The 13,839-nt window shown below is 29.4% G+C and carries 11 protein-coding genes and 1 pseudogene; 8 read left to right on the top strand and 4 right to left on the bottom strand.

Features of this window, described 5'->3' with window-relative positions; translation table 11 throughout:
- Positions 1–1,083 (top strand): rod shape-determining protein RodA (rodA, locus tag HOH73_05895; GenBank protein ID MBT5828387.1); only part of this gene is annotated, 1,083 nt, incomplete at its 5' end.
- On the opposite strand, the gene HOH73_05890 is transcribed toward rodA, so the two are convergent.
- Together HOH73_05890 and HOH73_05885 are read right to left on the bottom strand one after the other, a co-directional pair.
- Positions 1,080–2,807 carry an ABC transporter substrate-binding protein gene (locus HOH73_05890; protein ID MBT5828386.1) on the bottom strand — a complete coding sequence of 576 codons (1,728 nt, stop codon included), beginning with the start codon at positions 2,805–2,807 and terminating at the stop codon, positions 1,080–1,082. The two genes, rodA and HOH73_05890, sit on opposite strands and share 4 nt — an antisense overlap.
- 74 nt (positions 2,808–2,881) lie before the next feature.
- Positions 2,882–3,427 (bottom strand): cytochrome c family protein, encoded by a 546-nt coding sequence (locus HOH73_05885; GenBank protein ID MBT5828385.1) that lies wholly within the window; start codon positions 3,425–3,427, stop codon positions 2,882–2,884.
- 65 nt (positions 3,428–3,492) lie between these two features.
- Here HOH73_05885 and HOH73_05880 point away from each other — a divergent pair, with 65 nt between their 5' ends.
- The 6 genes and pseudogenes from HOH73_05880 (at position 3,493) to lnt (ending at position 8,776) form a co-directional block, all read left to right on the top strand.
- Positions 3,493–4,077: an SCO family protein gene (locus HOH73_05880; protein ID MBT5828384.1), complete on the top strand. Its 585-nt coding sequence runs from the start codon at positions 3,493–3,495 to the stop codon at positions 4,075–4,077.
- Positions 4,077–4,517: a transcriptional repressor gene (locus HOH73_05875; protein MBT5828383.1), complete on the top strand. Its 441-nt coding sequence runs from the start codon at positions 4,077–4,079 to the stop codon at positions 4,515–4,517. The genes HOH73_05880 and HOH73_05875 overlap by 1 nt, the downstream gene beginning before the upstream one ends.
- Positions 4,510–5,859: pseudogene (miaB, locus tag HOH73_05870) on the top strand (tRNA (N6-isopentenyl adenosine(37)-C2)-methylthiotransferase MiaB). Before HOH73_05875 ends, miaB begins: the two are co-directional and overlap by 8 nt.
- A complete protein-coding gene (gene ybeY / locus HOH73_05865) occupies positions 5,860–6,324 on the top strand; it encodes an rRNA maturation RNase YbeY (protein MBT5828382.1) in 465 nt (154 codons plus the stop codon).
- Between the two features lie 42 nt (positions 6,325–6,366).
- Positions 6,367–7,215 (top strand): HlyC/CorC family transporter, encoded by an 849-nt coding sequence (locus tag HOH73_05860; protein ID MBT5828381.1) that lies wholly within the window; start codon positions 6,367–6,369, stop codon positions 7,213–7,215.
- Positions 7,208–8,776 carry an apolipoprotein N-acyltransferase gene (gene lnt / locus HOH73_05855; GenBank protein ID MBT5828380.1) on the top strand — a complete coding sequence of 523 codons (1,569 nt, stop codon included), beginning with the start codon at positions 7,208–7,210 and terminating at the stop codon, positions 8,774–8,776. Before HOH73_05860 ends, lnt begins: the two co-directional genes overlap by 8 nt.
- Positions 8,777–9,347: 571 nt before the next feature.
- On the opposite strand, the gene HOH73_05850 is transcribed toward lnt, so the two are convergent.
- Together HOH73_05850 and HOH73_05845 are read right to left on the bottom strand one after the other, a co-directional pair.
- The gene (locus tag HOH73_05850; protein MBT5828379.1) at positions 9,348–10,754 is read right to left on the bottom strand and encodes a nitronate monooxygenase; all 1,407 of its coding nucleotides are present in this window, start codon (positions 10,752–10,754) and stop codon (positions 9,348–9,350) included.
- A 77-nt stretch (positions 10,755–10,831) separates the two neighbouring features.
- The gene (locus HOH73_05845) at positions 10,832–11,521 is read right to left on the bottom strand and encodes an RlmE family RNA methyltransferase (protein MBT5828378.1); all 690 of its coding nucleotides are present in this window, start codon (positions 11,519–11,521) and stop codon (positions 10,832–10,834) included.
- 30 nt (positions 11,522–11,551) lie between these two features.
- Here HOH73_05845 and HOH73_05840 point away from each other — a divergent pair, with 30 nt between their 5' ends.
- On the top strand, positions 11,552–13,441 hold the full coding sequence (locus HOH73_05840; GenBank protein ID MBT5828377.1) for a 1-deoxy-D-xylulose-5-phosphate synthase: 1,890 nt from the start codon (positions 11,552–11,554) through the stop codon (positions 13,439–13,441).
- The last annotated feature ends 398 nt before the right edge of the window (positions 13,442–13,839 follow it).

The following is a 13,839-nucleotide window of genomic DNA, read 5'->3' as shown; positions in this document are numbered from 1 at the left end:
TGGAAAAATTTAGATTTAAAGTTAATTGCTGCAGTACTTATTTTATTTGCAATTGGAATTTTAACATTGTTTTCGGCTAATAGTGGTGACTTTAATCCTTGGGCTAGTTCTCAATTAAAAAGATTTCTAATTTTTCTTCCTATTTTTTTTGTTATAATTTTTCTTGATCTAAGAATAATATATAAATTTTCATATTTGTTTTATATTGCAGGTTTAGCGATGTTAATTTATGTGCTATTTTCTGGTCATGCTGCTATGGGTGCAAAAAGATGGATAGACCTTGGTTTTATGAATCTACAGCCTTCAGAGTTCATGAAAATTACATTAGTTTTGGCATTAGCAAAATATTTTCATAATTTACATATTTATAAAATAGGTAATGTTGTTTTTTTGATTTTACCAATTTTGATGACTTTGGTACCAATGTTTTTGATTATAAAGCAACCAGATTTAGGCACATCATTGATTTTGCTATCCCTTGCAATTGTAATTTTTTTTATAGCTGGTGTTTCTATTTGGAAGTTTGTAATTTCTGCTGCTTCAATTTTAATAGCTATCCCCTTTCTTTGGACAAGTTTAAAGGCATATCAACAGCAAAGAGTTTTTACTTTTTTAAATCCAGAAAGTGACCCACTAGGCTCTGGATATAACATAATACAATCAAAAATTGCTATAGGCTCTGGTGGTTTTACTGGTAAAGGTTTTTTATCTGGTACTCAGGGTCAGTTAAATTTTTTACCTGAAAGAGAGACTGACTTTATCTTTACTATAATAGCAGAAGAATTTGGTTTTATTGGTACTTCTTTTATATTATTTTTATATTGCTATATTTTTACACGTTTAATAAAGATCTCATTAGATTGTAAATCTTTATTTGGCAAATATATAGTAATTGGGCTTTGTTCATTCTTGTTTTTTCACTTCCTAATAAATTTAGCTATGATTATGGGTTTAATTCCTGTTGTAGGGGCGCCTTTACCTTTTATTTCTTATGGTGGTACGATATTAATTGTTTCCATGATTACAATAGCATTAGCACTCAATGTTGCAGTAAATAAAAACACGTCAATTTCAAAGGTTTAATTTTTTTTCCACCAGCTATGTATGTCTAAGCCATAAGAGGTATTGATTTTTGGCCTTGCTATGTTTTTATTTAAAATTATCCGATGATTTTTTATGTTCCAATGAGGTATGACATATATATTATTGCGTAAAACCCTATCTAACAACTGAGCTAAATCTTTTTTTTTGTTATAATCTTTTGCTTCTATTATATCTTCTGTAATTTTATCAATAATTGGATTTATTATACCAGAAATATTCCTACTACCATTAAGATTAGCATATTTTGAATGCCAAAAATTTAACTGTTCATTTCCAGGAATCTTAACACCAGGATATGCATAAACGGTAATATCATAGTTAAAGTTTTCTAAAGATTTTTGGTAATTACTATAGTCAACCATTCTTATTTTTGCTTCGATACCCAGCTTTTTTAAATTTTTAATATAAGGTAAAATTACCCTTTGAAATGAGGGGCTTGTAATTAAAAACTCCAACTTGAAAACATCACCTTTTGCATTGGTTAATTTAAAGTTTTTAACTGTCCAGCCTGCTTCATTAAGTAATTTCTGCGCTTTGAGTAGATTGGTTCTATTATTACCATTACCGGCAGTTTTTGCTGGTGTGTATAGATATTCACTTATATAGTCTTCTGCTGATATTTTTTTTAAATATGATATTTGATATTTATTTAAACTATTTTTAGCTACATAAGGAGAATTTGAATAAAAACTTTTTGTTCTTTCATAGCTATTATGAAAAAGAGCTTTATTGGTCCATTCAAAATCAAAAGCTAAGTTTAATGCTTCGCGAACTTTTTTATGCTGAAATTTCTCCTTGCGCAGGTTAAGAGCAAAACATTGCATACCTGTTGGTATCTCATGTGCAATAAGTTCTTTAGAGTAATTTAAATTATCAAGAAAGTTATTGTCATAATTATTTGCCCAATTCTTCGCTATATTCTCATATCTAAGATCATAACTCCCCGCTTTAAGATTTTGTACGGCTATATTAGCGTCACGAAAATAGCTATATTTGATTTGTTTAAAATTATATCTACCAATATTAACATTCAAGTTTTTAGCCCAGTAATTATCAAATTTTTCATAAATAATATATTTACCTGCTTTGATTTCTTTTATTTTATAAGGCCCACTGCCAAGTTGTGGTTTTAGCGTAATTTTATTAAATTCGTTATTTTCATAATATTTTTTTGCCAAAACTGGAAGCAAGCCAATTTGTTGAATTAAATCTACATTATTAATATCACTTAAATAATATGCTATTTTATTGTTATCTAATAGCTCTGCCTTAATAACTTTATTTAAAATAATTTTGTAATATGGGTGCCCCTGCTCTTTTAGTGTATTGTATGTGTAGAGAAGATCTTCATTAGTTATTTTTGTGCTGTCATGCCATCTGGCCTTCTCTCTAATCTTAAATATTACTCTATTATTTGGGCTGTCAATATGAAAATATTCTGCCAGTAAATTGTAGGTAGTTGCAATTTCCTCAATAGATTTCGTAAATAAGCTATCTGTAGTTAGAGCTAAACCCTCTGCGGAACTACCCATTAATATATTGTTATTTATATTATCAAAATTACCTACTACACCTATATGAAGCTTACCTTTTTTTGGCGCCTGTATATTTACATAGTCAAAATTAGAAAAGTTTTTCTGATATTTTATATCGCTAGTTAAAGATATTGCGTGATTTGCAGAAATAGCTAAATTAGAATTCAAGATAATTGAGAATATGAAAATATACAATCGTGATAAATTCATATAATAAATTTTCTAATGAAGTAAAAATTATGTTATTGAGGTAAAGATGGTGGGTTGTCGTTTTTGGACCCTAAATATAACAATAAATCTGCTAATTGTTTATTTTTTCTTATACCAGCAAAAGACATTTTAGTACCTTTTGCGTATTTTTTAGGAGCTTTTATAAAAGCAAATAACTCGTCATAAGTCCAATTTTTATCTATAGCTTTTAAAGCATCTGAATATGTATAATTATCTAATGAAGCTATAGGCCTACCTACTAAATTCCATAAAGCTGGACCTACTTTATTGGCACCTCCTTTGTCAAAAGAATGACATGCTACACATTTTTTTGCAGTTTTCTGACCTTTAGCGATGTCGGCTGAAGCTAAAAGAGCTACTATGTCAATTTCTTCCTCTTCTGCAGCTTTTTTTGTATTAGTTTCTACAACATCTATTTTGTAACCTCTTTTTTGCTCTATATAAGGAGAGTTTGGCTCATACATTATATTTGTGGCAAAAGCTGACAACATAGCAATCACACCTGCAAGTAATATTGAGGCGGCTACTTTGTTCATTTCCAAATCTTCTTTACTCATAACTATTTTGTGTTACATTATCGGGCTGTAATATAAACTTAACCATATTATTTAGCAATTAATTTATGTTGAAATCACCAAAGAGCAAAATAAAATATATAATTAGTATATTCTTAATATCCTCTATTTTTATTTTTTTTGCAACAAAACCAGAGAATACAGAAAAAAGTCTAGCTATTGGCGGAAATTTTAATTTGGTTAACCAATATGGCGAGACAAAAACTTTAGCAGATTTTAAGAATAAATATAGTTTAGTTTTTTTTGGTTTCACTAATTGTGAAATGATCTGTCCTACTAGCTTAAATAATATGTCGATAACATATGAGAAGTTAACTAAAGCACAAAAGGAAAAATTAAACATAATCTTTATAACTATAGACCCTAAAAGAGATACCATACCAGTATTAAATGACTATTTGCAAAGTTATTTGGCTCCTATCACTGGACTTACAGGTTCAAAAGAAGCTATTAATAATGTAGCTAAAAAATATAGGATTTATGCTGAAGAAGTAGAAGTTGAAAAAAATAAATTTACCATTAGCCACACTAGCTTTATATATCTCTTAAATGAGGAAGGTGAATTTATTGACCATTTTGGTCATAATTTTGAAATTGATATGTTATATAGCAAACTAAATAACTTATTATAATGACTAATAAAATAACTAAAAAACTAGAAGAATATTGTAAAGATAACAATATCAAGATTACAGAACAACGAAGAATAATTGCCGAAGCAATTGCGGAGTCAGACGACCATCCAGATGTTGATCAGGTCTTTTTACGCGCAAAAAAATATGATAACAAAATAAGCATAGCAACAACATATAGAACAATGAAACTGTTAGAAGAAGCTAGTATCATAGAAAAGCATGATTTTGGAAATGGAAAATCAAGATATGAATTAGTATCTGACGATCATCATGATCATTTAATAGACATACATACGGGGGAAATCATAGAATTTCATGATGAATCTTTAGAGAATTTGAAAAGTAAAATAGCTGAAGAATTAGGCTACAAATTAGTGGATCATAGGTTAGAGCTTTATGCAACTTCATTAGATAAGAAGGAAAAGAAACATGGATAATACAACTTTAGCCAATAAAGAGTTATATATAAAAACTTATGGCTGTCAAATGAATGCCTATGACTCTGAGCGCATGAAAGAGTTATTTACTCCTTTTGGCTACAATATAAAGAGTGATTACAGTAATGCTGATCTAGTTATTTTAAATACTTGTCACATTAGAGAAAAAGCAGCAGAAAAAATATATTCTGAATTAGGAAAAATAAGGATTAAGAAAGAAGAGTTAAAATTAGCTGGCAAGAAAATGGTTGTTGCAGTTGCAGGTTGCGTAGCTCAAGCGGAAGGATCGCAAATTATTAAAAGAGCACCTTTTGTGGATATTGTGGTAGGTCCACAATCTTACCATAATTTACCACAGATGGTAAAAAAAATAAATAATCAAGAAAAAATAGACAAAGTAAATCTGGATTTTACTGAAGAGGAAAAATTTGATTTATTGCCACAAAATAGAGTAAATAAAAATATTTCTGCTTTTTTATCTGTGCAAGAAGGCTGTGACAAATTCTGCACATATTGTGTTGTGCCCTATACTAGAGGTGCAGAGTTTTCTAGACCTGTGGATAAAATCATAGATGAAGCAAAAAAATTAGTGGATTCTGGTGCTTTAGAAATTATGTTGCTTGGGCAAAATGTAAATGCTTATCATGGAGTTGATCAGAATGGTGATAACATAAACCTAGGTCAATTAATTAAAAAGCTAGATAAAATAGAAGGTTTAAAAAGAATTAGGTACACTACATCTCATCCAAGCGATATGCATGATGATCTTTATGAGGCTCATGCTACATGCAAGAAGCTAATGCCTTATTTGCATTTACCAGTTCAGTCTGGATCAGATAGTATCCTAAAGGCTATGAATAGAAAACATAGTTGCGCTGAATATATTAAAATTATAGAGAAGCTAAGAATAGCAAGGCCAGATTTAGCGTTTTCATCTGATTTTATAGTTGGCTTTCCTGGAGAAACAGGAGAAGATTTTGAAAAAACATTAGAGGTAGTTAAAACCATAAAATATTCAGGTTGTTATTCTTTTAAATTTAGTGAAAGACCAGGAACACCTGCAGAATTATATGACAATAAGGTAGCCGAAGATGTTAAGGCTGAAAGATTGAAACGCTTACAAAATCTGCTAAATGAACAGCAATATTCATTTAATAAATCAATGCAAAACCTTGAGCTAGAAGTTTTATTTGAAAGGAAGCAAGGCGATAAGATCATGGGAAGAAGCCCCTAACTTCAGGCAGTCTTTATTGAAGGTGGTGATATTAATTTGATTGGTCAAATTAAGAAGGTAAAAATCACTAAATCCACCCCGCATAGTCTTACTGGAGAATTATTATAAATGATTAATATTGAGCTATTTAATCACTATAAAGATAGTAAGATAGATTCTGATTTTTATAAACATCTTCTAAAGCCACTTAAAAAGCATGTTCCCGAATTACATAATTCTAATAATATTGAGTTATCAGTGATGATTTCGGATAATGCTTATATTAAAAAAATGAATCATCAATTTAGAAATATTAATAAAGACACTAATATTTTGTCATTTTCTACTGACATAGTTGAAGAAAGTTTAACTGCTAAATATATAGGTGATATTATTATTTCTGAAGAAAAAATATTAATGGAAGCACTTAGTCAAAATAAGAGTTTTGTTAATCATTTAAGTCACATATTTATACATGGTTTTTTACATTTGCTTGGTTATGATCATATTAATTCAGACGATGCAATTAAAATGGAAAGTCTAGAAACTAAAGTCTTAGCTGAAGTTGATATAAAAAATCCATATGAAGATTAAAAAAAACATGTTACATTATATTAATAATTACTAAAAATGAGGATGGAAGAAGGTTCAGGAGAAACGGGTGTTCCCCGAAAAGTTAAAAAGAAGTTTAATATTATAAAGTTGTTTTTTGGCAAAAAAGATAAGACTTCGCTATCCGACACTATTGTCGATTATGTTGAAGAGAATGAATCACAAAAAATTGGCGCTGAAGAAAAAGAGATATTGCTAAATGCGGTTAACTTTACAGATACAATTGTAGAAGAGGTAATGGTACCTAGGTCTGATATTGTTGCAATCAATGTAAAATCTAATCTAGCAGAATTGAAAGAATTATTCTTAAATAAGGGTTATACGAGAATTCCATTATTTGATGAAAATCTAGATAATATAAAAGGATTTGTTCATATTAAAGATATTTTGCCATATTTCGAGGCAAGCAAAGAAATAAAAATAGAAAAATTAACGCGTAAAGCATTATTTGTTCCACCTTCTATGAAGATTGTTGATCTTGCTTATAAAATGCGAAATGTTAGTACAAGATTAGCTATAGTGGTAGATGAGTATGGCGGTACTGACGGTTTAATAACAATGGAAGACTTAATGGATGAAATTGTTGGAGAAGTTGAAGAAAATGAAATTATTTCACTAGAATCAAATTTTTTTGAAGTAAGTGCAAGAGCAAGAATAATTGATATTGAAGAAAAGCTTAAAATAAAACTTTATTCTGATGATAAAGAAGAAGATGATTATGATACTTTAGGAGGTTTAATAGCCTCAATCTCACAAAAAATCCCAAAAACTGGAGAAATCATTAAGCATAATTTTGGAATTAAGTTTCATATTAAGGACGCTGCAAGTAGATATATTAAAAAAGTAATAATAGAATTACCTAATAATGATTAGTAAAAAATATATAGAATTTTTCAAACCGCAAAAGAATTCATTATTTTTACTTTTTCTTGGTTTACTAACTGTATTATTATTTTCGCCTTTTTATCTGTTTTTTGTAGGTTTTTTTATTTTCTCTATCTTTGTTATAGCGTTATATAAAACTAAATCTCTTGAAGAATTTTATAATAATAGTTTTTATTTTTTCGTAGGTTTTTACTTAAGCAATTTTTATTGGATTTCATTTTCATTCTTAATCAACAAAAACTATATTTATTTTTTTCCTATAGTTTTTGTGCTTATACCTATTTTTCTTGCTTTATTTTCATTGTTATTTTTAACAATTTTACCTTATCTAAAATTTAGATATAAACTTTCATTATTAGAGTTCTATTTTTTCTTTAGCTTTTTTTATTTTTTACACGAGATTTTGCGAGCAAATATCATACCTTTGGTAAATTTACAAGGGTTACCATGGAACTTAATGGGTTACAGTTTTTTTTATAATAAAATTATAGTTCAATCAGCTTCAATATTTGGTGTGTATGGTTTAACAATAATTGCCATATATGTCTTTACCCTACCCGCTTTATTATATCAATTTAGGAAGTTAAAGCATATTTTTTGTAGTGTTTTCACCTTTGTAATAATATTAGGTGCACTAAACTATTATGGTTTTAATCATTTAGTTAAAAATCAACAAAAAGATAATGACTTCACAATATCATTAATTCATACAAATATGAAAACTCATCATGGTTTTGACCAAGAGGTAATAAAAAATAATGTAGATAAAATCATCGCAAACATAAATGTTGCTAAAAAAAGTGATTTAGCAATTTTAGCAGAAGGTATGATTCCTTATGCAACATATGAAAATCACAACCCTATTTTTGAATATATATTGGAGCATAGTAACAGAAAATATGAGAACATCATTTTAGCATCGCCAAGAGCTAAACTAAATGAAGGTGATTACAAATTCTATAATAGTTTATTTGTCATTTCTAAAAATGCCAAGGTTAAGGATTATTATGACAAATTAAACTTAGTCCCTTTTGGAGAATATAATCCATACTTCAAGATGCTACCTGTTTTAGTTGCAAGTAGTGGCTTTACTGCCGGCATTAAACCATATCCATTATTATCAATTGAAGATAAATTAAAAGCTGTACCATTAATTTGTTATGATGGCATATTCTCTGGTAGATTTAATCAAGAAGGAGATTTTCTAATTAATATTACTAATGACATTTGGTTTACTAGGAAAGTTAATAACATAAATATCTCTGTAGCACCATGGCAGCATTTTGATTTAATTAGAATGAGAGCAATAGAAGAAGGTAAGCCCTTAGTAAGAGTCGCAAATTATGGGGTAACAGCTGTTACAGACAGTTTTGGTAATGTAATTGATAGTATCAGCTTTAATGATGAGGAAATGGTAAAGCAAGTAAGCCTACCAAGCAAATTGACAGAAAGAACAATATTTAACCAATATCGTAATTTGCCGGTTCTGCTTTTTACATTAATAAATTTTCTGATGTTAATAATTTATCTAAAAAGAAGAAGATTATAGTCATTTTAAAAAATGAAGTGTGAGAAATAAATATAAGTGCAAAAAGTAAAATTTTATTAATATATTGACTTTGCAGTTATATTATATTTTTGCAATCATAAGCTTATCTAGATAAACAAAAATTGTGGATGAAATTTAGATAGTAAAAGATGATAGGACTAATAAAGACAAAAAAATAAATAAATTATAATGCTAGGTAATATCTATCTGTTTAGAGTTTTTTTGCTCTATTTTTATAATCAAAAATTTAAGCTGAAGATATTTAATTAACTTTATATGATATTTTTAAATGTAATTGCTTGCAAAACTTGACTAATGCTAAAGTGATAAACTTATAGTAATTATGCTATAAATATTAATATATTAACTGTAAAAAAAAATAGAATCTAAATGATAATCTTTTAGTTGGATTATTTAATTTATATGAGCTTATAGAAGTTAAGCTGTTATTAATAAAGTCTCTATTAAGATTACTTTTGTGGTTTTGAGTAGAGAAAAAAGCTTAGCTGTAATTTACATAATATTGAAAAATACAACTAAGCTTATTTTGTCTAAGTACGCAGTCGAAAAATTATTTTCCTTGCATAATACGCTCTAATAATTGTTTTGTAGTGGGTATAAAGCCATTATCATAATAGGAATCTTTAGCAAATTTAAAAGCATTATGCCCTGCAAACATTAGCTCATTATCAACATCACCTTCAGTGATAATATTTTTTAGAGTTTTTTGGATACAGTAGCTTCTTGGATCTGGCTTTTTTCCTGTAGTGAATTTATGTTCTTCATTATTATACCAATTACTAAACTTACATGCAGTTAAGCAACCCATACAATCAATTTGGTCTTTGTTGATTTCGTAAGCTTTTTCTTTAGTTAAAAATATAGCAGTTTCATCAGGAGTTTTTAATATTTCCGTATAACCTTCTTTTATCCAGCCTAAACAACTTTCTAAATTATCAGGGTGAACATAAATAGATCTTCCTCTTGCACCATATTTTACATCTGCGGAAAAACCATTTTCAGCTTTACTTGAATAAGCAACCTGTCTTTCTGATCTACCACGTAACTCTTTAATAAAGTTATTATCAACTGCAGAGGAATAAAAACCTGTAGGGCTGTAACGATTTAAAAATACATCACCTTCTGTTAGTTGTAATAATTTGTCTTTCCAGCTTTTTGGAGCCGGATTTTCTGTTGTAACTATTGGTCTAGTGCCAAATTGAAAAGCTATATTGCCAATTTCTTTATTATCAAGCCAATCACTGTAATCTTCAATGTGCCAAACACCACCTGCCATGATAATAGGTGTATGCTCTTGTCCTATTTCATTTAAAAATTTTCTAATTTCAGCAACTCTTGGATATGGATCCTCAGCTACATGTGGATCTTCAGCATTAGATAAACCATTATGACCACCAGCTTTCCATGGATCTTCATATACAACACCTCCTAAAAATTCAGCATGCTTTTGATATGACCTTTTCCACAAAGCTCTAAATGCGCGCATGGATGAAACAATAGGATAGTAATAAAAACCATATCTTTCAGCAAGAGGTCCTAACCTATAAGGCATACCAGCTCCACAAGTTATACCATGTATTAAACCTTTAGCTTTTTCCATGACACCATGAATAATTCTTTCAGTACCAGCTGCTTCCCAAAGCATATTCATATGTATTCTGCCATTACCACCAGCTACATCATTTGCGATTTTTGCTTGGTCAATTGCTGAATTTATTGAATAATCCATCAATTCTTCATGACGCTCTACTCTAGTTTTTCCTCTATAGACTAATGGTACTTTATTACCATTCTTATCTATTTTATCTGCATTGACCCCTGAGAAGGTTCCAATAGCTCCATATTTGGCAAAATATCCAGCGCTAGTTCCATTACTAACTGAGACTCCTTTTCCACCTTCTATTATAGGTAGGGTTTCTCTACCTGATAAATTTAACGATTTTAATCCTTTCAACAAATTAATCCTATATTTTAATTAACCATATTCTATTTTGTTAAATAGTAAGGTCAAACTCTTTTTGAGAAATTATTAATTTAAGGTACTTCTTTGAAGTTGGTGCAAATCATAAATTGCTCTTTTGACTCTTTTCTAGATGATTCTGGCTTGACAAAGCTTATCTTTTTAAAATATTTTTTATATTCCTTTTTTAAAAGTTCTAATTCGTTACCAAAAAACACTTTGCATATAAAGTTGCCATTTTCTTTTAAATTAGCTTTTAAAAATAATAATATATCTTCAATAATGTTAATTAGTCTAATATGATCGGTATCTTTATGACCACATGTGGACGGCGCAATATCTGATAAAATTAAATCTATTTTATTATTATTAGTTAAAGCTAATATTTTATCTTTAATGCTATTCTCAGTAAAATCACCCTGGATAAATTCAACACCATCCATAGGATCAATTTCAATTAAGTCTATGCCTATCAGCTTAGCTTTATTGTTTTTTTCTCTTATTACTTGAAGCCAGCCACCAGGTGCACAACCTAAATCCAAGATTAAGTTAGATTTTTTTAGTAATTGAAATTTATTATCTATCTCAATTAATTTATACGCAGCTCTACCGCGATAATTCTCTTGTTTAGCTAAGATTGCAAAAGGATCATTTAATTGTCTTTGTAACCACCTAGTAGAAGAGGCCCTTCTTCCTTTTGCTGTTTTTACTTTTGTGAATTTTTGTCTAAATCCTTTCTGGAAATTTTGTTTTTTATCGCTCATAATGAACAGATTACATAAAAAGAAAATTTAATGCAAGAAAACAGCATATTAGATAGAATAAATAAACCTCAAGATTTAAAAGCTCTTTCTAAAGAGGAGCTTACAAATTTATGTGAAGAAGTAAGAGACGAAATTGTAAATATTGTTTCTAAAACTGGAGGTCATCTTGGTGCTGGTCTTGGCGTAATAGAATTAACCATAGCATTACATTATGTTTTCAATGCACCCGATGATAAAATTATATGGGATGTTGGCCATCAGGCTTATCCCCATAAATTAATAACTGAGAGAAAAAAACTTATGCATACTATAAGGCAGAAAGATGGTTTATCTGGTTTTACAAAAAGAGCAGAGTCTATATACGACCCTTTTGGAGCTGGGCACAGCTCCACCTCAATTTCCGCAGCATTAGGTTTTGCAGTAGCCAATAATTTAAAGCAGGGCAAACATAAATCTATAGCTGTAATCGGTGATGGTGCTATGTCGGCTGGTATGGCTTATGAAGCTATAAATAATGCTGGTCATGTGGCGCATAAAAATTTAATTATCATTTTAAATGATAATGATATGTCTATTGATAGACCAACGGGGGCATTAAGTAACTATCTAGCAAAGTTAATATCTTCAGATGGCTACCTAACTATTAAAAATTTTGCCAAAGACATATTAGATAAATTACCAGAAATGCTTAAAAATTCGGTGGTAATAGCAAAGCAAAGGGCAAAAGAAGTTGTTACAGACTCTATAAGTGGTAATAATTTATTTGAACATCTTGGTTTAAACTATATAGGTCCTGTAGATGGTCATAATTTAAGTGATTTAATTCAAATATTAGATAATATTAACAATATAGAGCATGATAAACCTTTTTTAATTCATGTTGTAACAAAAAAAGGTTATGGTTATAAACCGGCTGAAAATTCTAAGGATAAATATCATGGTGTAGTTAAATTTGATATTAAAACTGGTGAACAAAATAAAAAAGCAAGTAAAGATAGTTATACAAAGGTCTTTGCTAAACAACTAATTGAGTCTGCAAAGAAAGATGATAAAATACTCGCAATAACGGCCGCTATGCCCTCTGGTACTGGTTTAGATTTATTTGCTAAAGAATTTCCACATAGATGTTTTGACGTTGGTATTGCAGAACAACATGCAGTAACCTTTGCAGCGGGGCTTGCATGTGATGGTTATAAACCATATGTTGCTATATATTCCACTTTTTTACAAAGAGCTTATGATCAAATTATTCATGATGTTGCAGTGCAGAATTTGCCAGTGAGGTTTGCAATTGATAGAGCCGGCCTAGTTGGAGCCGATGGTGCGACACATGCTGGTAGTTTTGACATAAGCTATCTAATAAATTTACCAAACTTTATCGTCTCAGCCCCAAGTGATGAACAAGAGCTTAAAAATATTATTTACACTAGCACTTATTATAATAATGGACCATTTGCTTTTAGATACCCAAGAGGTGAAGTATCGGGCTTAACACTTAAAAAAGCACAAAAGGTAGAAATTGGTAAGGCTAATATAATAGCAGAAGGTAATAAAATTTTGTTTCTTTCTCTTGGCACTAAGTTGGATGTTATCAAGAAGGTAGCTAAAAGGTTAAAACAAAATAAGAATCTGACTACTACCATTATTGATATGCGTTTTGCTAAGCCATTAGACGAAGATGTTTTATTGGCACGAATTCCTAATCATGATATTATTGTAACCATTGAAGATGGTGCTATGGGTGGCTTTGCAGCGCAAATAAATAATTTTATCTTTGCTAATAATTTGCAACATCAAAAGCAGGTTAAAAACTTTAAGTTACCTGATTTTTTTCAAGATCAAGCAAGCCCTGAAGAGATGTATAAGCAGGCAAAACTAGATGATGATTCAATTTACCAGTCATTAGCAAAGATCTTATAATTATCCACAAGCTTTGATTTGTTATTTTGTAAAGCTATATTGAAAAAGAGCCTTACTAAAGAAGTTTTATCTTTGCTAATAATTTGCAACTTAAAAGGCAAGCTAAAAACTTTAAATTAGTTTTTTTCAAGATCAAGCAAGCTTTGAAGAAATGAGTAAGCAGGCAACACCAGATGATGATTCAATTTACCAGTCATTAGCAAAGAACTTATAATTATCCATAAGCTTTATTTGTTATTTTATAAAACTATGTTTTAAAGATCCTTATGAAAGCATTTAAATTGAGCTGTTAAATAACTTTACTTTGTAACTTGAATAGTAAAAAGTTAGTTATGATTATTTAACTGTTATTTAAGAGCTGTTTTGAAGCAATAAAAGCCTGATAAGAACTCAACTAT

Source organism: Alphaproteobacteria bacterium, assembly GCA_018667735.1.
Classification (GTDB): Bacteria; Pseudomonadota; Alphaproteobacteria; order Rickettsiales; family JABIRX01; genus JABIRX01.
The sequence above is the reverse complement of the archived record's forward strand: the minus strand, read 5'-3'. Positions and strand labels throughout refer to the sequence as shown.

What these genes read in the sequence shown, in the direction of transcription:
- HOH73_05885 (MBT5828385.1), bottom strand. Translation starts at nt 3,427, where the DNA reads ATGAGTAAAGAAGATTTGGAAATGAACAAAGTAGCCGCCTCAATATTA.
- HOH73_05880 (MBT5828384.1), top strand. Translation starts at nt 3,493, where the DNA reads ATGTTGAAATCACCAAAGAGCAAAATAAAATATATAATTAGTATATTC.
- HOH73_05875 (MBT5828383.1), top strand. Translation starts at nt 4,077, where the DNA reads ATGACTAATAAAATAACTAAAAAACTAGAAGAATATTGTAAAGATAAC.
- ybeY (MBT5828382.1), top strand. Translation starts at nt 5,860, where the DNA reads ATGATTAATATTGAGCTATTTAATCACTATAAAGATAGTAAGATAGAT.
- HOH73_05860 (MBT5828381.1), top strand. Translation starts at nt 6,367, where the DNA reads ATGGAAGAAGGTTCAGGAGAAACGGGTGTTCCCCGAAAAGTTAAAAAG.
- lnt (MBT5828380.1), top strand. Translation starts at nt 7,208, where the DNA reads ATGATTAGTAAAAAATATATAGAATTTTTCAAACCGCAAAAGAATTCA.
- HOH73_05845 (MBT5828378.1), bottom strand. Translation starts at nt 11,521, where the DNA reads ATGAGCGATAAAAAACAAAATTTCCAGAAAGGATTTAGACAAAAATTC.
- HOH73_05840 (MBT5828377.1), top strand. Translation starts at nt 11,552, where the DNA reads ATGCAAGAAAACAGCATATTAGATAGAATAAATAAACCTCAAGATTTA.